Origin of the sequence: Phaeovulum sp. W22_SRMD_FR3 (genome assembly GCF_052113705.1) — a bacterium.
Lineage (GTDB): Bacteria > Pseudomonadota > Alphaproteobacteria > Rhodobacterales > Rhodobacteraceae > JBGQOG01.
Genome location: NZ_JBGQOG010000001.1, coordinates 266,904 through 286,282 on the forward strand (window position 1 = coordinate 266,904; position 19,379 = coordinate 286,282).

17 protein-coding genes are annotated in these 19,379 nt (G+C 63.7%); 5 read left to right on the top strand and 12 right to left on the bottom strand.

Annotated elements, in window-relative coordinates:
- Positions 1–284 precede the first annotated feature (284 nt).
- The 7 genes from ACEN2S_RS01260 to ACEN2S_RS01290 all read right to left on the bottom strand — a co-directional run bounded on the left by ACEN2S_RS01260 (position 285) and on the right by ACEN2S_RS01290 (position 5,221).
- Positions 285–1,121, bottom strand: a complete 837-nt coding sequence (locus tag ACEN2S_RS01260; protein ID WP_441861305.1) for a DUF481 domain-containing protein — start codon at positions 1,119–1,121, stop codon at positions 285–287.
- 277 nt (positions 1,122–1,398) lie between these two features.
- The gene (locus tag ACEN2S_RS01265; protein ID WP_441861307.1) at positions 1,399–1,725 is read right to left on the bottom strand and encodes a hypothetical protein; all 327 of its coding nucleotides are present in this window, start codon (positions 1,723–1,725) and stop codon (positions 1,399–1,401) included.
- A gap of 139 nt (positions 1,726–1,864) precedes the next feature.
- Entirely contained in the window at positions 1,865–2,374 is a 510-nt protein-coding gene (gene nusB / locus ACEN2S_RS01270) for a transcription antitermination factor NusB (RefSeq protein WP_441861310.1), read from the bottom strand.
- A gap of 4 nt (positions 2,375–2,378) precedes the next feature.
- Complete coding sequence (locus tag ACEN2S_RS01275; protein WP_441861312.1) at positions 2,379–2,897, bottom strand: 6,7-dimethyl-8-ribityllumazine synthase; 519 nt, start codon at positions 2,895–2,897, stop codon at positions 2,379–2,381.
- 2 nt (positions 2,898–2,899) lie between these two features.
- The gene (ribB, locus tag ACEN2S_RS01280) at positions 2,900–4,015 is read right to left on the bottom strand and encodes a 3,4-dihydroxy-2-butanone-4-phosphate synthase (RefSeq protein WP_441861314.1); all 1,116 of its coding nucleotides are present in this window, start codon (positions 4,013–4,015) and stop codon (positions 2,900–2,902) included.
- 10 nt (positions 4,016–4,025) lie between these two features.
- Positions 4,026–4,607: a hypothetical protein gene (locus ACEN2S_RS01285; protein ID WP_441861316.1), complete on the bottom strand. Its 582-nt coding sequence runs from the start codon at positions 4,605–4,607 to the stop codon at positions 4,026–4,028.
- Entirely contained in the window at positions 4,604–5,221 is a 618-nt protein-coding gene (locus ACEN2S_RS01290; RefSeq protein WP_441861318.1) for a riboflavin synthase, read from the bottom strand. The genes ACEN2S_RS01285 and ACEN2S_RS01290 overlap by 4 nt, the downstream gene beginning before the upstream one ends.
- A gap of 255 nt (positions 5,222–5,476) precedes the next feature.
- Between ACEN2S_RS01290 and ACEN2S_RS01295 the strand changes: the two genes are divergently transcribed.
- The 3 genes from ACEN2S_RS01295 to ACEN2S_RS01305 all read left to right on the top strand — a co-directional run bounded on the left by ACEN2S_RS01295 (position 5,477) and on the right by ACEN2S_RS01305 (position 10,020).
- On the top strand, positions 5,477–6,769 hold the full coding sequence (locus ACEN2S_RS01295; protein WP_441861320.1) for a capsule biosynthesis protein: 1,293 nt from the start codon (positions 5,477–5,479) through the stop codon (positions 6,767–6,769).
- Positions 6,770–6,859: 90 nt separating this feature from the next.
- Positions 6,860–7,981 carry a polysaccharide biosynthesis/export family protein gene (locus ACEN2S_RS01300; RefSeq protein ID WP_441861827.1) on the top strand — a complete coding sequence of 374 codons (1,122 nt, stop codon included), beginning with the start codon at positions 6,860–6,862 and terminating at the stop codon, positions 7,979–7,981.
- The gene (locus tag ACEN2S_RS01305) at positions 7,981–10,020 is read left to right on the top strand and encodes a capsular polysaccharide biosynthesis protein (RefSeq protein ID WP_441861322.1); all 2,040 of its coding nucleotides are present in this window, start codon (positions 7,981–7,983) and stop codon (positions 10,018–10,020) included. The genes ACEN2S_RS01300 and ACEN2S_RS01305 overlap by 1 nt, the downstream gene beginning before the upstream one ends.
- Here ACEN2S_RS01305 and ribD read toward each other — a convergent pair.
- The 5 genes from ribD to dnaG all read right to left on the bottom strand — a co-directional run bounded on the left by ribD (position 10,017) and on the right by dnaG (position 16,505).
- Positions 10,017–11,111: a bifunctional diaminohydroxyphosphoribosylaminopyrimidine deaminase/5-amino-6-(5-phosphoribosylamino)uracil reductase RibD gene (gene ribD, locus ACEN2S_RS01310; protein ID WP_441861324.1), complete on the bottom strand. Its 1,095-nt coding sequence runs from the start codon at positions 11,109–11,111 to the stop codon at positions 10,017–10,019. The genes ACEN2S_RS01305 and ribD overlap by 4 nt on opposite strands.
- Positions 11,108–11,575: a transcriptional regulator NrdR gene (gene nrdR, locus ACEN2S_RS01315; RefSeq protein ID WP_441861326.1), complete on the bottom strand. Its 468-nt coding sequence runs from the start codon at positions 11,573–11,575 to the stop codon at positions 11,108–11,110. Before nrdR ends, ribD begins: the two co-directional genes overlap by 4 nt.
- Positions 11,576–11,719: 144 nt before the next feature.
- Positions 11,720–12,136, bottom strand: coding sequence for a secondary thiamine-phosphate synthase enzyme YjbQ (locus ACEN2S_RS01320; protein WP_441861328.1), 417 nt, complete (start codon positions 12,134–12,136; stop codon positions 11,720–11,722).
- 56 nt (positions 12,137–12,192) lie between these two features.
- Positions 12,193–14,181, bottom strand: coding sequence for an RNA polymerase sigma factor RpoD (gene rpoD / locus ACEN2S_RS01325; RefSeq protein ID WP_441861330.1), 1,989 nt, complete (start codon positions 14,179–14,181; stop codon positions 12,193–12,195).
- A gap of 251 nt (positions 14,182–14,432) precedes the next feature.
- Positions 14,433–16,505 carry a DNA primase gene (gene dnaG, locus ACEN2S_RS01330; RefSeq protein WP_441861332.1) on the bottom strand — a complete coding sequence of 691 codons (2,073 nt, stop codon included), beginning with the start codon at positions 16,503–16,505 and terminating at the stop codon, positions 14,433–14,435.
- A 520-nt stretch (positions 16,506–17,025) separates the two neighbouring features.
- Here dnaG and ACEN2S_RS01335 point away from each other — a divergent pair.
- Both ACEN2S_RS01335 and ACEN2S_RS01340 read left to right on the top strand, forming a co-directional pair.
- Complete coding sequence (locus ACEN2S_RS01335) at positions 17,026–18,807, top strand: TadE/TadG family type IV pilus assembly protein (RefSeq protein ID WP_441861334.1); 1,782 nt, start codon at positions 17,026–17,028, stop codon at positions 18,805–18,807.
- Positions 18,807–19,379, top strand: coding sequence for a TadE/TadG family type IV pilus assembly protein (locus ACEN2S_RS01340; RefSeq protein ID WP_441861336.1), 573 nt, complete (start codon positions 18,807–18,809; stop codon positions 19,377–19,379). The genes ACEN2S_RS01335 and ACEN2S_RS01340 overlap by 1 nt, the downstream gene beginning before the upstream one ends.

Consider the following 19,379-nt stretch of genomic DNA (forward strand, 5'->3'; position numbering starts at 1 on the left):
CGCCTATCTAGGGAGTCGGTGGTTACTGCTCCCCTCGTGTGCGGCACTTTTCCAGTGGCCGATAAGCATTTCCGAGGATGCTGGCTCTGCAGGGATCGTGGTCTCTGTATCTGGCGTCCACCTGGTACAACCAGGCTCTCGGGAAAAACACGCCGTCACGGTCGCTGCGGTTTCCACCACCCTCCCCCCTTTTTGCGGATACCGGCGCCGCCCGCCTTCGAGCTGCGGCGCGGCGCATGAAAAAGGGGCGCCGAAGCGCCCCTTTGCGGTCATCTGTCCGGATCTCAGAAGCCGAAGACCAGCGAAACGCCCAGCTTGTTGTCAGCACGGATGTCACGATTCTCTTCGTAATCCGTCAGATAGCTGACCCGCGTCGCAAAAGCGTCGGTCATCTTGAAGTTCACGCCAAGGTCGTTGGTCACCCGCAGACCCGCGGTATCCGAGGTCAACACGTCGGTATCGTTGGTCAGGAAGATATTGTCGTTGAAGCTGTGATAGACACGCGACGACGCAATACCGCCCAACTCGGTGGTTTCGTCACCCGAACCTGCCTCGCGGGTGTAGCTCACCCCCGGACCGGCCTGAACGCGCCAGGTGGTGTCGGGCGTGTTCACGATGCGGTACCCCACACCAAAGCCGAGGAAGGCGTCGCGGTCACGATCGGTGCCCGTTGCCAGCGCATCGGTTTTGATCCGCCCGAGGCCGAAACCATAGAGCGAGTTGTTGAAGTAGTAGTTGCCGTCATAGATGGCATAGGCTTCTTGCTTGTCTTTGCTGCCGTCATCGTTCTCGCCATATTCCAGCAAGAGGCCGACCGACTGCACGAAGTTGCCCTGACCCGAGGTCATCCGGCCACCCAGCGTGAAGTCCTGGCTGTCGGAGTTGCCGCTGCGCCCCGCATAGGTCAGCGAGATCGAGCCGTTGATACCGTTGTTGTATTCCGGACCAAAGCGCAGCGAATCGCTGGAACGCGACATGTCGCGGTTGACCGAGGTTTGCACGTCATCGATGCCCTCCGAGATCACGCGGGTGCCAATCAGGTCGCTCTGCGCGAAAGCGGGAAGGGTGGTCAACACAGCCGCGAGGGTACCTGCGCTGGTGAGGAGGAGTGCTTTTTTCATAGTCTGCCCTTTCGGTTCTTTCACTCACCCCGCAAGCCACATGCTGCGGGGATCGAGAGTTAAACGTGGGCGGAGCGGGTTCCGTTCCCGGATACGCACGGTTACGGCCCGACAAGCCGGTTCCCGCCCATCGCAAGCGGGTTCCAGCCGAGCCTTTGAAATATCTCGATATTCACCGCGTCTTGCAGGTCACAGCGCATAAAAAACGCCGCCTCGGCGGGAACCGGGCGGCGCATCGCGCAAAGGTGATAGCGGAGGGCCGCTCAGCTGCGGCGGCTCAGGTGCGGCGGCTGGTGGCGGCCACTTTTACCGGAGTCATTTTGCCATAGCCCAGCGGCATGCTGCGGGCAGGGCTGCGGCGGCCCGGGCCGCGCGGGGTATCGCGCCCCGCCATCCGCATCACCGCAATGGCGAATTGCACGCCCGAGAACAGCAGGGTGTTGAACAAAAGCAGCATCGCCACCGCCAAAAGCCCGATATCCGAATTGCCGATCAGATCCCAAAGCCCGCCGACGTTCAGCACCATCAACAGGGTGACAAAGGTCAAGGCCAGCAGAAAGCCAAAAAAGATATTGCGCAGATAGAGACGGATGAGTTCGGTCATAAAGCAGCTCCCCAAGTTGCCGGGATGCTAACCGCTCGGGCCGGATTCTCCACCCGCCAATCTGTCGCAGTCGCGGGCATCGGCCAAGAATCGCCGACAGCCCGGAAAACCGCCCCCAAAGCCCCCCTGCGGGGCGGGTTCAGAACGCCTCGGGGCGCGCCTCGCGGGCCATGTGATCGAGCACGGCATTGACGAATTTCGCCTCTTTGCCTTCCGGGAAAAACGCCCGGGCGACATCGACGAATTCGTTGATCACCACTTTCGGCGGCGTTGCCGGGGTGATCAGCTCGGCCCCCGCGGCGCGGAAGAGGGCGCGCAGGGTGGGGTCGATGCGGTCGATCGGCCAGGCAGCGACCAGCGCGCGGTCGGTCATCTGGTCGATCTTCGCCTGCCACATCACGGCATCGTCCAGCAGGCGGCGGAACAAGGCGGGATCGCCCTCGGCCATTTCCTCGCCCTCATAGACGGCGCCGAAACGGTGGTTCTCAAACTCGACCCGCACCCGGTCCACCGCCATCCCGGCGGCTTCCATCTGAAACAACGCCTGCACGGCATAAAGCCGGGCGGCGGATTTCATCTGGCGCTTTTCGTCTGCCGTCCGCTTGCGCGGCGGCTCGGGCATGTCGCCGGGGGCGGTATCGGTGGTCATCACATCATCCTTTGTCAGCGCCGGAGGATCGGAATCCAATCCCTTTCGTCCGGCCCGCCCATTTGCGGGAAAGTGCGACAAGATGCAAGGCCGCTGCTGCAGCGCCGCCGCCCTTGTTTTGCCCGGCCGCCTCGGCACGCACTTCCGCCTGGGTGCGGTTTTCCACCGTCAGGATACCGTTGCCGATGCAAACGCCCTCCAGCCCCATCAGGCTGAGCGCGCGGCTGCTGTCGTTGCAGACGGTGTCGTAATGCGTCGTCTCGCCGCGGATCACGCAGCCCAGCGCCACAAAGCCATCGTAATCGGCCATCCGGGCCGCCAGCGCGATGGCAGTGGGCACTTCCAACGCGCCGGGCACTTCGATCAGATCGGCCTCGGCCCCGCACGCGGCGGCGACCGCACGGGCCCCCGCCACCAGCTGATCGGCGATGTCCTTGTAATAGGGCGCCACGACGATCAGCAGTTTCACCGGCTTGTCAAACACCGGCAGCGCCAGCGTGTGGTGGTTTTCATTCGCCGCCATGATCAGGCCTCCCCTGCCGGAATCCGCCGGGTGCCGGTGATCGACAACCCATAGCCATCCAGACCCACGATTTTCGGTGCCACCGAATTGGTCAAAAGCTCCAGATCCTTGAGCCCGAGCGAGGACAGGATCTGCGCGCCCAGACCATATTGGCGCAAAGTATAGCCCTGCCCAGCCAGCTCTGCCGCGATCTTGGCATGGGTGTCGCGCAGCAACACCACCACGCCACGCCCTTCGGCAGCGATCTGCCGCATCGCATCGCCAAATTCACCGGCGCGCCCGGCGCCGCCCAGCCCCACCATGTCCAACAGCGGATCGAACGCATGCATCCGCACCAGCACCGGCTCCGGCCCGGAGATATCGCCCTTGATCAGTGCCAGATGCTCGGCGCCCTGCGTCGCATCGGCATAGATCCGCATCTTCCACTCACCACCGAATTCCGAGGTGACGGTCTTTTCTTCGATGACCCGCACGAGGTTATCATTGCGGCGGCGATAGGCGATCAGGTCGGAAATCGTGCCGATCTTCAGCCCGTGCTTTTTGCCGAATTCGATCAGATCGGGCAGCCGCGCCATGGTGCCATCGTCATTCATCACTTCACAGATCACGCCCGAGGGGTCGAGCCCGGCCAGACGCGAAATATCCACCGCCGCCTCGGTATGGCCCGCGCGCACCAGCACGCCCCCCTCCGCCGAGCGCAGCGGGAAGATATGGCCGGGCGTGGCGATATCTGCCGCGGTTGTGGCCGGATCAATCGCCACCTGCACCGAGCGCGCGCGGTCTGCCGCCGAAATCCCGGTGGTGACGCCTTCGCGCGCCTCGATGGAAATGGTGAAAGCGGTGGTGTGACGCGAGGAATTGGCCGCCGACATCAGCGGCAGGCCAAGCGCATCCACCCGCTCGCCCGTCAGCGACAGGCAGATCAGCCCGCGCCCGTGCGTCGCCATGAAATTGATCGCCGCCGGGGTGCAATGCACGCCCGGAATGATCAGATCGCCCTCATTCTCGCGGTCCTCATGATCGACCAGAATGAACATGCGGCCCGCTTTGGCATCCTCCAGAATCTCCTCGATGGTGGAGATGGCGGATTGAAAATCGGTGGTCTCGTCCTGAGCCATGGGCCCCTCCTTATGCGATGGCCTCGGGGAAATAGCGCGCCGCCGGAAGATATCCGGCGAGGCCCCCTGCCCCGGTCCATTCCTGCTCGAAATTTGTATCACCGATCAGCAGCACCCGGTCGCCGGGCAGCCGCTGTTCGGCCAGTATGGCGCGGATGCCGCTGCGGACGCCGGACCAGCTCTGCGCCACCAAAGGGGCGCGGTGACAGGCGCCAAGGGCAATCCCCGCCTGCCCCAGAGCCGCGCTGACGCGGGCAGGGTCCAGCGGCGGCTGCGCGGCCACCAGATGCGCCAGATCGCGGGTGGCGCGCAGTTTGACCGCGCGGGGTTCGGGCAAAGCATCCCCCGGACGCAGCATCCGCAAGGCATTGGTGGAAAACAGCAAGGCCACGATGTCATGGCCAGTGCTGGCGCGGAACCCGGCATAGGTTTTATAGTCAAGCCCGATCTCGGCCGCACGTTTCACCCGCAGCCGCACCACTTCCAGCGGCAGATGCGGCAGGAGATCCGCCCGCGCGCGCCGCCAGCAGTGCTGCCGCCAGCTGCGCCCCGGTGCCAGCGTCGGGCCGCCGTTATGGCCGATCAGGCTCACGCATTCCACTCCTGCAGCCGCGCGACATAGCGGGCCAGCGTGTCGATCTCGAGGTTGACCTTGTCGCCCACTGCCGCGGTGCCCCAGGTGGTCATCGCCTTGGTGTGCGGGATGATGTTCACCCCGAAGTCGCAGCCATTCACCTCATTCACCGTCAGCGAGGTGCCGTTCAGCGCCACCGAGCCCTTGGAGGCGATATAGCCCGCCAGCGCCTGCGGCGCGCGGAAGGTAAAGCGGGTGCTGTCCCCCTCGTCGCGCATCGCAATAATTTCGGCCAGGCCGTCGACATGGCCCGAGACAATATGGCCGCCCAGCTCATCCCCGACCTTCAGCGCGCGCTCAAGGTTCAGCGGTTTGCCGAGCGGCCAGCCGTTGCCACCGATATTGGTCTTGTCGAGGGTTTCTGCCGAGATCTGCACCTCAAACCAGTTTTGTGCGGCGCCGTCGATTTCGGCGCCCAGCGCCACCACGGTCAGGCAGACGCCATCGCAGGCGATGGAGGCGCCAATATCGATGCCCGCGACGTCATATCGGGTGGCAATGCGTGCGGTCAGATCGCCGCGCTGCACCAAAGCGGCGACTTCGCCTTTGTCGGTGATGATCCCGGTGAACATCGGTTTCTCCTCTAGCTTCCCGAATGACTAGCCCGCGGCGGGCGCCATCGCAAGCTTGCCGCTGTGTCCTGACGGTCGCGCCCGCGCAGAACCGTTCCGCGGTTGCGCACAATTTTAACCGCTTTAACGCCTTGGCAATGCCATGATGGGATGACAAAGCCTGAGGCTGCGCGTCAGCGACAGGTTGGTGGCGCGATCCATCGCGCGCCAAAACCCCGTGGCAGGCGCCGTACCGTGTGAAGGAAAGCAAGGAATATGCCGCAAGCCGAGGCTCAGGATCGCCAGTTTCTGTTGCTGCAGGGCCCGCATGGCCCGTGGTTTCAGCAATTGGGCACGATGTTGCGCAAGGCGGGCTGTGGCACCTGGCGCGTGGCCTTCAACAAAGGCGACGAGAATTTCTGGTTCCATCAGCCCAGCCTGATCCGCTTCACCGGCAGCCCGGAGGCCTGGCCCGAACGCTGCGCGGCGCTGATGGCGGAAAAGGGAATCACCGACCTCGTGCTTTATGGCGACACGCGGCCGATCCACGCCGCCGCCATCGCCCTAGCACAGGCGCGCGGCATCACCGTGCATGTCTTTGAAGAGGGCTATCTGCGCCCCTATTGGATCACCTATGAGCGCGGCGGCTCAAACGGCCATTCGCGGCTGATGCAGATGTCCGTGCCGCAAATGCGCGAAGCGCTCGCCCAGTCCGAGGTCGAGCAGCACCCCGCCCCCAGCCGCTGGGGCGACATGCGGCAACACATCTTTTATGGCGCGCTCTACCATTTCTTCGTCATGGTGGCCAACGGCCCCTACCGGCTGTTTCGCCCGCATCGCGAGTTGACGGTGTTTCAGGAATTCCATCTCTACCTGCGCCGCCTGTTGCTGCTGCCCTGGCATATTCTGGAGCGCTGGATCGCCACTTCGCGCATCCGCATCGGCGGCTTTCCCTATCACCTCGTGCTGATGCAGCTGGAGCATGATGCGAGCTTCCGGATGCATTCGCCGTTTTCCACGATGAGCGAGTTTCTGGAGCTGTGCATCGCAGGCTTTGCCAAGGGCGCGCCGACCCATCATCACCTTGTTTTCAAAGCGCATCCGCTCGAAGATGGCCGGGTGGCGGTGCAGGCCAAGATCCGCGCCTTTGCCGCCGAGCACGGCGTGCAGGACCGGGTGCATTTTGTGCGCGGCGGCAAGCTGGCGCAGCTGTTGGCACAGGCCCGCAGCGCGGTCACCGTCAATTCCACCGCCGGGCAACAAGTGCTGTGGCGCGGGCTGGCGCTGCGCGCCTTTGGCCGTGCCGTCTATGACAAGCCGGAGTTTGTCTCGTCGCAACCCCTGCCAGAGTTTTTCGCGCAGCCCCGGCGCCCCGATGCCAAAGCCTATCGCGAATACCGCGCCTATCTGCTGGAGACCTCGCAGATCCCCGGCGGCTACTACAGCGCGCAGGGGCGGCGGCAATTGCTGCGCCAGGTTGTCGACATGCTCCTGGCGACCGAAGACCCCTATGAAGCGCTCACCTCGGGCAATGCGGCACCACGGCAACAGCTAAGGCTGGTCGAATAACCCCGCTAGCGTTTTAAAGCCTGTTTCTGTAGGGTTGCAGGCAAAACCTGAGGCAGTTGCCCGCAAAGAGGAACCTGATCAGTGCAGAAAATGACCCACAATGGGGCGCGCGCGCTCGCCCTGTTGGTGCTTGTAACCAGTGTGGCGGCCTGCGGGCTGCCCCGTACAGGGCCCAACAAGCGCGAGATCTATGCAGGCTCGGTGCAGCGCAAAGGCGATTCCTTTGTCGTTGAGGTGAACGATTATGTCACCCGCGCCACCGCCGTCACCCCGACCTATGGCTTTTCGCCGAGCTTCCTGAACGCCGGTCTTGTCGGCTCCGACACCATCAGCCCCGGCGATACCGTGGGCCTGACCGTGTGGGAAAACGTTGATCAGGGGCTTTTGGCGACGCAGGGCACCAAAGAAACCCGGCTGACGGAAATGCAGGTGGACGGCGAGGGGTATATTTTCGTGCCCTATGCCGGCCGCGTCAAAGCGTCGGGCAACTCGCCCGAACAACTTCGCCAGCTGATCACCAAAAAGCTGGACACGCAGACGCCGGATCCGCAGGTCACGGTGCAACGCCTCGCGGGCAATGGGGCGACGGTCTCGATGCTGGGCGCCATTGGCGGCCAAGGCGTGTACCCGATCGAGCGCCCCACGCGGACGCTCTCGGCAATGATCGCCAAAGCGGGCGGTGTCACGGTCAAACCGGATGTGGCTGAAATCACGGTGAAACGTGGCGGCAGCACCGGCAAGGTCTGGCTGCGCGATCTGTACGCCAATCCCAAACTCGACATCGCGCTGCGGCCGGGCGACGTGGTGCTGGTCGAGGAAGACAAGCGCGCCTTTACCGCGCTCGGCGCCACCGGCGCGCAAAGTCGCGTGCCCTTCGATACCGGCTCGCTCTCGGCGATCGAGGCGATTGCGACGGTGGGCGGGCTGCAAACGCAACTGGCGGATCCCAAAGGCGTATTCGTCTTCCGCAACGAACCGGCAGAGGTCGCCAATGCGGTGCTGGGTCGCAATGACCTGACCGGTGATCAGCGCATGGTCTATGTGCTGAACCTCACCGCGCCGAATGGCATGTTCCTCGCCCGCGATTTCGCGATCCGCGATGGCGACACCGTATATGTGACCGAAGCGCCGTATGTCCAATGGCAGAAAACGCTGGCCGCGCTGACCGGGCCGGTGACCTCGGCCAATGCGGTCACCAACCTCGGCAATTGATGTCAGTGGATGCGCGTGATGCCGCCGCCGGGGCCCCGCCCCGGCGGCTTTTCGTTTACAACGGCGGCTTTGTGACGCAACCGCGGTTGCGCCGGATCCTGACGCTCGCAGGATACCAGCTCCGTTTCGGCCTGCCCGGCCCCGACGATCAGGTGGGGGTCTGGGGACGCAGCCCCTATGCCCACCGCGGTGAAGCGATTGCCGCCCGGCGCGGCGCGGGCCTTGTGCGGATCGAGGATGCCTTTTTGCGCTCGGTCCAGCCGGGACGGCTGGGAGAGGCCCCGCTGGGCCTGCTGATTGATCCCGAGGGCGTGCATTTCGACAGCAAGACCCGCTCGCGCATGGAGCGGCTGCTGGCCCGCGAAAGGCTGGACGATTCAGCACTTTTGCAGCGTGCACGCGATGGTATGGCCCGGCTTAAGGCCGTCGATCTATCGAAATACAACAATTTTGATCCCGAGTTGGCCGCCCCGGCTCCCGGCTATGTGCTGGTTGTGGATCAGACCGCAGGCGATGCCTCCATCCGATACGGCGCGGCCACCGCACAGAGCTTTCGTGAAATGCTTGCGGTGGCGCAGATTGAGAACCCTGGCGCGCGGATCGTCATCAAGACGCATCCCGAAACCCGCGCAGGCCTGCGTGCGGGGCATTACACCGCCGCGCATGCCAGCGAGCGCATCACCTTGCTGGACACGCCCGTCTCGCCCTGGCGCCTGCTGGATGGGGCGATTGCCGTCTATACCGTCAGCTCGCAACTGGGGCTGGAGGCGATTTTCGCCGGCCACAAGCCCCGGGTGTTTGGCCAGCCGTTTTACGGTGGCTGGGGCCTGACGCAAGACGAGAACCCGGTGCCGCGCCGGACCCGGGTGCTGACCCGGGCACAGCTCTTTGCCGTCGCCTATCTGGTGGCGCCCACATGGTACGACCCCTGTCGCGACCGTCTGTGCAGCTTTGAAGCGGCCGTCGACCAGCTGGAAGCGCAGACACGCGCCTGGCGCGAGGATCGCCACGGGCATGTCGCCTTTGGCATGCGGCTGTGGAAGCGCAAGCCGCTGCAGCAGTTCTTTGGCGGCGAAAAATCCCTGCGCTTTGCCGCGCCCGCCGCCGCTGCGGCGGAGCGTGCCGCGCGGGAAGGCCGGGGTCTGCTGGCCTGGGCCGGTCGCGCTGCAGAACTGGCGGCGGTGACACCGCCCCAGATCCCCCTGCGCCGGGTTGAGGACGGCTTCCTGCGCTCGCGTGGCCTGGGCGCGGATCTGGTGGCGCCGCTCTCGCTGGTCACGGATCGGCGCGGCATCTACTACGATCCCACCCGGCCGAGCGACCTTGAGACGCTGATTGCCACCCCGCCCCCCGGCGGCACCGCCCGCATTGAGCGGCTGATGCTTCAGATCACCCGCGCCGGGCTGACCAAATACAATCTCGGCGGCACCGTTCCTGAACTGCCGGAAGGTCATCGGATCCTGGTGCCCGGCCAGGTGGAAGACGATGCGTCGATCCGGCTCGGCACGACAGAGATTTGTACAAATCTGCTATTGCTGGCGCGAGTACGAGCGGAAAATCCGGAAGCAATTATCCTTTTCAAACCCCACCCCGATGTTGAAGCCGGATTGCGGCCCGGCGCGCTCGGGGATACGGCACTGCGCTATGCCGACATGATCGTGCCGCAAACGGACGTTGTCGCCTTGATGGACCGCGTGGAGGAGGTCTGGACCATGACCTCGACGCTCGGCTTTGAAGCATTGCTTCGCGGGAAAAAAGTGACCTGCCTCGGGGCGCCGTTTTATGCCGGCTGGGGGCTGACGCGTGACCTGGGGCCCGTTCCCGCGCGCCGTCAGGCCCGGCCCGATCTGGCTCAGCTGGCCCATGCAGTGCTGATCGCCTACCCGCGCTACCGCGACCCCGTCAGTGGCCTGCCCTGCCCGGCCGAGGTGGTGGCCGAACGGTTGGCCTCGGGCCGCGTCCCGCGCGCCGGTCTTGGCAACCGGCTCCTGGCAAAACTGCAAGGTGCCCTCGCCAGTCGGGCGCATTTGTGGCGTTAGCGCCGCCGGATCCAGTGGTGCATAAGGTCCATACCCACCCGATTTTCTGATGCCAGATCAAAGCGCGGAAATGCCGCCAAGCTCTGAGGCCGCATCGCCGCCACCGCTGCCCGACCCGTACCGCCAAGCGCCAGTCCCGCGGTAAACCCGACCAACTCATCCACGAGATCCGCGTCCAGCAGCGCCGCCGCCAGTTGGCCGCCGCCCTCGCAGAACACCCGCGTCAGCCCGGCCTGGCCGAGCGCGCGCAGCATCTCCGGCGCCGACAATCCCGTTGCAGTTTCCGCCACTTCGAGCAGTTGAGCGCCCTGATCCTGCCACCAGCCCCGCGCAGATGGCGAAGCGGAGGCCCCATGCAAAAGCCAGAGCGGGGCCTGCGTGATCGAGGCGGCCATCGCCCGTCGGGGCAGGTCAAGAGCCCGCGACGCCACCACCCGCACCGGTTGCCGTGCGACACCCAAGCCGCGCACCGTCAACAATGGATCATCGGCCCGCGCCGTGCCGCCGCCAACCATCACCGCGTCATGCCGCGCGCGTTGTGCATGCACCCACCGCCGCGCATCAGGCCCGGTGATCCACTGGCTTTCGCCGCTTTCGGTGGCAATGCGTCCGTCAAATGAGGTGGCCAGCTTCAGCGTCAGCATCGGCCGCCCCTCGGTCACCCGCAACAAGAAGCCGATCTGCAACGCCCGCGCCTCAGCCTCCAACACCCCCTCGTCGACGGCAATCCCCGCGGCCCGCAACAGCGTATGCCCCCACCCCGAGACGCGCGGATCAGGGTCGGTCTGCGCGCTGACCACACGGGAAATACCTGCCGCCACAAGGGCTTCGGCACAGGGAGAGGTTTTGCCATGATGCGAGCAAGGCTCGAGCGTCACATAGGCCGTGGCGCCGCGCGCCAGATCGCCCGCCTGCGCCAGGGCCACACGCTCGGCATGCGGGCGCCCGCCGGGCTGCGTCCAGCCGCGCCCGACGATCCGGCCCGCATTCACCAGAACGCAGCCCACCGCCGGGTTCGGCCAGGTATTGCCCAACCCCCGCCGCGCCAGCGACAAAGCCAGCGCCATATGGCGCCGGTCCGCCTCGCTCACTCGGTGTCGGCCACGGGGGGACGCAGCTCGCTCACGAATTTGTCGAAATCGTCCGCCGCCTGGAAGTTTTTGTAAACGCTGGCGAAACGCACATAGGCCACGGTGTCGATCCGCGCCAATGTCTCCATCACGATCTCGCCGATCGAGCGCGACGGGATGTCGGTATCGCCCAGGCTCTCCAGCCGCCGCACGATGCCGGAAATCATCTGATCGATGCGCTCCGGCTCAATCGGGCGTTTCTGCATGGCGATGCGGATCGAGCGCTCCAGCTTGCCGCGGTCAAAATCTTCGCGTTTGCCAGAGGTCTTGACCACCACGAGGTCGCGCAGCTGCACGCGCTCATAGGTGGTGAAGCGACCGCCGCAGGCCGGACAGAAGCGCCGCCGCCGGATGGCGACGTGGTCTTCTGCCGGGCGAGAATCCTTCACCTGGGTATCGACATTGCCACAGAACGGGCATCGCATGGCGTCCCCCTTTTTGCTGTTGTTACCGCCTCATGTCGAGGGTGTGCCCCCCCGTTATCGCAACACTATAGGGGCGAGCCGATTCGTTGGGTAGACGGTTTTTTCAGCCACAAGATACAGACTGTCGCCTGTGGCCGCCAAGACTCAGCGCAGCAGCGCCACCACCTCGCGCCGGTGCGGCCGGGTACGATGTTCGAAAAGGTAAATTCCCTGCCATGTACCCAGCACCATGCGTCCGGAAATCACAGGAATCTGCAAGCTGACCGGGAGCAATGCCGCCTTGATATGCGCGGGCATGTCATCCGGCCCCTCATAGGTATGGGTCAGATAGGCCATCGACGGGTCACTGCTGGGCGGCACCAGCCGGTGGAAATAGGCCGCGAGATCGGTCTGCACCTCGGGATCGGCATTCTCTTGTATCAGCAGGCTGGCCGAGGTGTGACGGACAAACAGCGTCAGCAGCGCTTCCTCCACCGCCGCGCTTTCAACCCAGCGCTGCACCTGCCGGGTGAACTCATAGAGGCCGGCGCCGTGGGTTTGCAGAGTAAAGCGGCTGTGCATCCTACCTCCGAAATGAAAAGGCGCCCCGGGGGGCGCCTGATCTGAATGCCGTGATCTTATTGATCGAGGAAGCTGCGCAATTTGCGCGAGCGGCTCGGATGTTTCAGCTTGCGCAAGGCCTTGGCCTCGATCTGCCGGATCCGTTCGCGCGTCACGCTGAACTGCTGCCCCACCTCTTCCAGCGTGTGATCGGTGTTCATGCCGATGCCGAACCGCATCCGCAGAACCCGTTCTTCGCGCGGGGTAAGGCTGGCCAGAACCCGGGTCGTCGTCTCCTTCAGGTTTTCCTGAATGGCGCTGTCCAGCGGCAGAACCGCATTCTTGTCCTCGATGAAGTCGCCCAGCTGGCTGTCTTCTTCGTCCCCGATCGGTGTCTCCAAGCTGATCGGTTCCTTGGCGATTTTCATCACCTTGCGGACCTTTTCCAACGGCATCTGCAGCTTTTCGGCCAGCTCTTCCGGCGTCGGTTCGCGGCCGATTTCATGCAGCATCTGGCGGCCGGTGCGGACCAGCTTGTTGATCGTCTCGATCATATGCACCGGAATCCGGATGGTGCGCGCCTGATCGGCGATCGAGCGGGTGATCGCCTGACGGATCCACCAGGTGGCATAGGTCGAGAATTTATAGCCGCGGCGGTACTCGAATTTATCCACGGCCTTCATCAGGCCGATGTTGCCTTCCTGAATAAGATCGAGGAACTGCAGGCCGCGGTTGGTGTATTTCTTGGCAATCGAGATCACCAGACGCAGGTTGGCCTCGACCATTTCCTTCTTGGCCTGCCGGGCTTCTTTCTCGCCCTTCTGCACTTGGTTCACGATGCGGCGATATTCCTGAATGTCGACGCCGACATACTGGCCGACCTGCGCCATTTCAAAGCGCAGCTCCTCCACCTTGTCGCGGCTTTTCTCGATCAGCGCCTGCCAGCCCCGGCCCGATTTCGCGGCCATACGGTCCAGCCAGTTCGGGTCCAGCTCATAGCCACGGTATTCGTCGATGAATTCGCGGCGGTTGATCCGCGCGGCATCGGCCAGTTTCACCATGCCGGAGTCGATCGACATGATCTTGCGGTTGATGCCGTAAAGCTGGTCGATCAGCGCTTCGATCCGGTTGTTGTGCAGGTGCAACTCGTTCACCAGCAAAACGATTTCCGAGCGCAGCTTTTGATAGGCCGCCTCATCGGTGCCCGAGAAGCTGTCATCCTCGTTCAGCGTGGCCGACATCCGCATGTCCTGCATTTCAGCCAGACCGGCATAGTCGCGCGCGATGATTTCCAGGGTTTCCAGAACCTTGGGCTTCAGCGCCGCTTCCATCGCGGCGAGGGACATGTTGGTGCCCTCATCGTCGTCATCGTCGTCATCGCTGCGGCCCAGCGGGTTGCCATCGGCATCCAGCTCCGGCTCATCGCTGGCCGGACGCTTCGGCGCCGCCGACACGTCAAGACCGGCGACCACAGGCTCGTCCACTTCGCCCTCTTCATCGAGCGAGCGGCCGAAGGTCGCCTCCAGATCGATGACGTCGCGCAGCAAAATGTCTTCGTTCAGAAGCTCGTCGCGCCAGATGGTGATCGCCTGAAAGGTCAGCGGGCTTTCGCACAGACCAGCAATCATCGTGTTGCGACCGGCCTCGATCCGCTTGGCGATGGCAATCTCGCCCTCGCGGCTCAGCAGTTCCACCGAGCCCATCTCGCGCAGATACATCCGCACCGGGTCATCGGTGCGGTCCAGCGTTTCCGTGGTGCTGCTCGACACCGCCACATCGCGCGTGCCGGAATTGACCTCGACCAGCTCACCGCCGCTCTCGCCCTCTTCCGCTTCGTCGTTCTCGATGACGTTGATGCCCATTTCCGACAGCATCGACATCACGTCTTCGATCTGCTCGGAGGACACCTGTTCCGGCGGCAGAACGGCGTTCAGCTGGTCATAGGTGATATAGCCGCGCTCGCGCGCTTCGGCGATCATCCGTTTGACCGCCGCCTGGCTCATATCAAGAGAGGGCTCAACGTCCTGCTCTTCGGGCTTGGCGTCGTCGTTGTCTTTTGCGGCCATGGGGGCTCCTCGGTCTTCAGAACTGGGCGGGCTCAGTCTTCAGGTCTACACAGTCTTCAGGTCTGGTCGGGCTTCAGGTCGGGTTGGGTTCGCAGCTCCGCGGGAAACGGATCGAATCATATCCACCGTTCTATCGAATCATTCGGGCGAATCACAGAGGTCGAAAACATGCAGGCCCCATCCTTGTTTCAGCGCCGTTTTTCAACGGGGTTAATGCCGCGACCGCCCGCGAAACGGACAGTGGATGCGGCCTATTTACGGGGCTTGCCCCCGCGCGAAAAGTCGATCTTCGAGAATAATTCCCGAGATAAATCAAGCTCTTCCTTATCCAACTCCAGACCGTTCGAGGCTTTCACCGACTGGCGGCTTTCGGCCTCGGGGCCTTTATGGGCCCGCTCGATAGCGCGTGCGGCCTGGCTCAGGCGCCAAGTCACCCCTTCATCCACCAGCGCTTCCATGTCGCGCATGGCATGTTCGATCTCGGACCGGGCGATTCGGTAGGCGTCGAGTTTGGCCATAGCTTCGGCCAGCCCAAGACGCCCCGTTTCCGGATCCTCGGCGAGGCGCACGGCGGGCGCTATGCGCACATGGGGCAGCGACATCAGGGTTTCAACCTCTTCGGGGGCCGCTTCCTCAATTTCTTCGCGGTTGAGGCGCCCGGGCTGATGCGCCAGACGCAGCAAGAGCTGCCGCAGATCCTGATGATCGCGGTGGGTCAGATGCAGGGTTTCCAGCTGGCTTTCAAAGGTCATCACCAGCGCAGGCTGCGCCACGAAAATCGCCAGCACCATCGCCTCGCCCAGATATTCGGTCACCCCCTCTTCCGAGCCCGCTAGGGCGGAAAGACGTGTGCTGGCCTGCGGCAGGACCTGCACCTGTTGCCAGGGCTTGCCCTGCGGTTTGCGCGCGGCCCCGGTGGTATTGGCGGCGCGGGGGGCCTTGCCGCCGGATTTGCCAAAGCCCTCTCCCCGAAAACCTTCGCTGCGAAATCCCTCGGTGCGGAATCCATCGCTCCGAAACCCGTCGCCGCCCCGCGGCGCGGTGCCAAAGAGGGCTTCGCGCAGGCGCTTGATCTCATCGCCATAATGCGACCGGATCGAAGGGTCGGCGATCCGTTTGATCGCCGCGCGCAGGCTCTTGTCCAGCCCGGCCTTGCGTTCGGGGCTGTCAAACACCTTGCCTTCGGTTTCGCGCTGCCAGAGCAGGTCAACCATCGGCCGCGCGCCCTCGATCACCTTGGTCATCGCGGCAGCGCCACCGGATTTCAGCAAATCATCTGGGTCCTGCCCCGCGGGCAGCACGGCGAAACGCAGCCCCTGCCCCGCCTCCAGCAGCGGCAGCGCCAGGTCGATCACCCGCAGCGCCGCCCGCGTGCCCGCCGTATCGCCATCCAGCGCGATCACCGGCTCGGGATGCACCCGCCACATCATGCGCAGCTGATCCTCGGTCACCGCGGTACCCAGCGGCGCCACCGCGCCGCCAAAGCCCGCCTCAACCAGCGCGATCACATCCATATAGCCTTCGCAGACGATCAGCGGCTGCCCCTTGCCACAGGCCTCGCGCGCCGGGCCATGGTTGTAGAGGCTGCGGCCCTTGTCGAACAATTCCGTCTCGGGACCGTTGAGGTATTTCGCCCGCGCATTCGGGTCCATCGCCCGGCCACCCAGACTGATGCAGCGCCCGCGCGCATCGCGGATCGGATAGATGATGCGGCCGCGAAAGCGGTCATAGGGCTCGCCGCCGCCCTCGGGGCGGGCACAAAGCCCGGCATCCACGATGAGATCGGGCGCAATGCCCTTGCCCGTCAGCGCGTGAAACAGCGCCTGACGGTTATCGGGCGAATAACCCAGCTCAAAACGGTCCTGTGCGGCCTGCCCCAGCTTGCGCCCGGCCAGATAGTCGCGCGCGGCCTGCCCGGCCCCCGTCTGCAATTGCAGCCGGAACCAGCGCACCGCCTCTTCCATCACCGCCGCCAGCTCACTGCGCCGGTCCGCCTTTTGCGCCGCCTGCGGATCGCGGGCGGGCATCGGCATCCCCGCTTCGCGCGCCAGAATCTCGACCGCCTCCATGAAACCGACATTCTCGGTCTCCTGAATGAACTTCAGCGCGTCGCCTTTGGCGTGGCAGCCAAAGCAATAGTAATAGCCATTGCGGTCATCCACATGGAACGAGGCCGATTTTTCCTGATGGAAGGGGCACGGCGCCCACATGTCGCCCTTGCCCTGATTGGACTTGCGCGGATCCCACAGCACTTTGCGCCCCACCACCTGAGAGATGGAGACGCGGTTGCGCAATTCATCGAGGAAACCGGGTGGCAGACTCATGCCGTCTATATTGGGCCGGGGCGGGCAAGAGTCCATGCCCTCGCACGGCGATACCGGAATGTGCATCGGCCCGGCCCGGCTTTCCCCATCTCTCTCGCCGCCCCCGGGTCTGCCCGCGATGTCAGGGACCAATCCGGAACGCAGCGCGACCCTGGGGCCGCAGCCCGTGCCGCCCCCCCCACGCAGCGCCCAGAACCAGCGCCCGAACCAGCACCCGAACCGATCGCCGCGCCTGCGAATCGCCGCCCGGACCGCAGCGGGCCATCGGCCATCAGACACGTGAAACCCCGCAGAAACTCTTAACCGATTGTGGCCCGATTGCGGCGGAAGGCGCGCCCGCCGCAACAGTCCGCGAGCCGCCCCGCCATTGTTCACAAGCCCGCACCAATGCCGCAGCGCACCAATGTCCCATGCCTCAATTTCGCCCCAGCGCTCGGCAATGATGCCGGATCAAGAGGCCATTGCGTCCAGAAGGACGTCCCGGGCTTTCGGCAAAGCACGCGGCATGAGGATAGATATGATGCGGTATGAAACTCAGGATCTGGATCTGTCAGCCCCGCTCGACGGCATGCCCCCGCGGGGCACCGCCGCCGGAGCGGGTGATGCCTCAGCCCCCCTCCTGTCCGCCGCAGGCCCCAGCGCGCCCGACCGCCGCGATTTCCGCCGTGCCGAAGACGGCGGCCTGCTGATCCTCAGCCTGTTTCTGATGGTGACCATGCTACTGATCACCGGGATGGCCATCGACTTTGCCCGGCAGGAAGAACGCCGCGTCGCGATGCAATCCACGCTCGACCGCGCCTCGCTTGCCGCCGCAGATCTCAGCCAGAACCTCGATCCGAAAGCGGTGGTGGATGACTACCTGACCAAGGCAGGCATGGCCGGGCTGACCTACACGACCGATGTCAAAAAGGGCAATTACAGCGAATGGCGCTCGGTCGAGGTGAAGGCCACCGACAAGATGCAGACCACCTTCCTGGATCAGGCGTTCAACATCAAAACGCTGAACACGCCAGCGCAGTCGAAAGCCATTGAAAGCATCGGCAATGTCGAGATTTCGATGGTGCTCGATATTTCCGGCTCGATGAACGATACCGTGAGCGGCGGCACGCGGATTTCCAAGCTGCAAGCGGCCGCCAACAAATTCGTCACCAAGATGTTCACCATGGTGCAGCCGCCCAATTCAAAGCCGGGCAAGCTGGCGATTTCGGTGGTGCCCTATAACCAACAGGTGACGCTGGGCACGACCCTGGGCGGCGAATTCGCTTTGTCGACCGATCACACCAAGAATACCTGCGCCGATTTCACCAGCGCCGATTTTTCGGCAATGGCCATCTACAACACCACGCCGCTGCAACGCACGATGTATGGCAACAGCTTTGACTATAAGGGGCAATATGCCCTGGGTCAGGGCACATGGTCCGTGCAAAGCTCGCCCTCCAACATCCTGAACTGCCCGAATGACGGCTTTGCCTCGGTGCTGGCCTTTGAAAGCACGCAATCCACCATCACCACCAAGATCAACAATCTGGTGGCCGGGGGTGATACCGCGATTGATGTGGGCGCCAAATGGGGCCTCGCCCTGCTCGACCCCGCCGCGCAGGGCGTGGTGACATCGCTGATCGGCAAGCTCAAGATCAGCGGCGATCTCGCAGGCCGCCCCTTTGCCTATGACGACAAGGATACGATGAAGGTGATGGTGCTGATGACGGATGGTCAGAACACCCGTTCCTACTCGACGAAACCCGCCTATCGCACCGGCTTTTCCGGGCTGATCACCGATAAATCTGACAACAAGATGTACTATTACGACCCGAACAAAAGCGGCTCGTACAAATGGTACAACCTCTCCTCCTCCGGCGGCTGGCAGACCGAGCCCTGCTACTGCAAGACGACATCCAGCTACAACAGGTACACGGGCAAAACGACCTATACCACCACGACCTATGGCAAGACCGAGTGGCAATACGAAGACCTGTGGGCAAGTTATTCGCTGCAATATGTGATCGAGACCTGGCTGGGCAAACCCTACAACAACGCCACCGCGCTTTATAACACCATGGCCGTGCAGTCCGAGTTCACCGACAAAGACGGCAACCTGGAAGCCATCTGTGATCTGGCCAAAGACAAAACGCGGGGCGTGCTGATCTTTACGATTGCCGTCGATGCGCCCACTGCCGGGGCCAATGTGCTGAAGGATTGCGCCACCTCGGAAGGCACCTATTACAACGTCGACAGCTCACAGTTGGACCAGGCCTTCAGCGAGATCGCGGCCAACATCAACTCGTTGCGGCTGACCAACTGATGCTGGCACCTGTTTCATCCTGGCGTCTGCGGCTGCGGGCTGTCGGCTGGACCCGGCGCGAAGACGGGGCCTCGACCCTGCCCGCCATGCTGTTCCTGCCGTTCTTTCTGATGATCTTTTTCTCATCCGTCGAAATGTCGGTGATGATGCTCAAGCAGGTCTTGCTGGAGCGCGGGGTCAGCCTGACCGCGCGGATCCTGCAACTCGGCATTGCCGACTTTCCGACCGAGGCGCAGCTGAAGTCGTCGATCTGCAAGAATATCGCCTTCATCTCGGATTGCACCACCAACCTGCGCGTTCAGCTGTTTGAGGTGGACAAGACCACCTGGGCCACGACCAGCTCCACGAGCACCCCCAACTGCATTGACAAAAGTCTGGCGACGCAGCCGACCCCGACGCTGGACCGCGGCGCGGAAAACCAACTGGTGCTGATGCGGGTCTGCCTGCTGTCGAAACTGATGATGCCAACCTCTGGTCTGGGTGCAGCCATCGGCGACCCTGCCACCGGCCGCATCGCGCTGGTCGCCAACACTGCCTTCGTCAACGAGCCCCGCTCGAAGGGAGGAGAATAG

Bases quoted from the DNA above. Each gene is read 5' to 3' on its own strand.
- ACEN2S_RS01260 (WP_441861305.1), bottom strand. From the start codon at position 1,121: ATGAAAAAAGCACTCCTCCTCACCAGCGCAGGTACCCTCGCGGCTGTG.
- ACEN2S_RS01265 (WP_441861307.1), bottom strand. From the start codon at position 1,725: ATGACCGAACTCATCCGTCTCTATCTGCGCAATATCTTTTTTGGCTTT.
- nusB (WP_441861310.1), bottom strand. From the start codon at position 2,374: ATGACCACCGATACCGCCCCCGGCGACATGCCCGAGCCGCCGCGCAAG.
- ACEN2S_RS01275 (WP_441861312.1), bottom strand. From the start codon at position 2,897: ATGGCGGCGAATGAAAACCACCACACGCTGGCGCTGCCGGTGTTTGAC.
- ribB (WP_441861314.1), bottom strand. From the start codon at position 4,015: ATGGCTCAGGACGAGACCACCGATTTTCAATCCGCCATCTCCACCATC.
- ACEN2S_RS01290 (WP_441861318.1), bottom strand. From the start codon at position 5,221: ATGTTCACCGGGATCATCACCGACAAAGGCGAAGTCGCCGCTTTGGTG.
- ACEN2S_RS01295 (WP_441861320.1), top strand. From the start codon at position 5,477: ATGCCGCAAGCCGAGGCTCAGGATCGCCAGTTTCTGTTGCTGCAGGGC.
- ACEN2S_RS01300 (WP_441861827.1), top strand. From the start codon at position 6,860: ATGACCCACAATGGGGCGCGCGCGCTCGCCCTGTTGGTGCTTGTAACC.
- ACEN2S_RS01305 (WP_441861322.1), top strand. From the start codon at position 7,981: ATGTCAGTGGATGCGCGTGATGCCGCCGCCGGGGCCCCGCCCCGGCGG.
- nrdR (WP_441861326.1), bottom strand. From the start codon at position 11,575: ATGCGATGCCCGTTCTGTGGCAATGTCGATACCCAGGTGAAGGATTCT.
- ACEN2S_RS01320 (WP_441861328.1), bottom strand. From the start codon at position 12,136: ATGCACAGCCGCTTTACTCTGCAAACCCACGGCGCCGGCCTCTATGAG.
- rpoD (WP_441861330.1), bottom strand. From the start codon at position 14,181: ATGGCCGCAAAAGACAACGACGACGCCAAGCCCGAAGAGCAGGACGTT.
- dnaG (WP_441861332.1), bottom strand. From the start codon at position 16,505: ATGAGTCTGCCACCCGGTTTCCTCGATGAATTGCGCAACCGCGTCTCC.
- ACEN2S_RS01335 (WP_441861334.1), top strand. From the start codon at position 17,026: ATGCGGTATGAAACTCAGGATCTGGATCTGTCAGCCCCGCTCGACGGC.
- ACEN2S_RS01340 (WP_441861336.1), top strand. From the start codon at position 18,807: ATGCTGGCACCTGTTTCATCCTGGCGTCTGCGGCTGCGGGCTGTCGGC.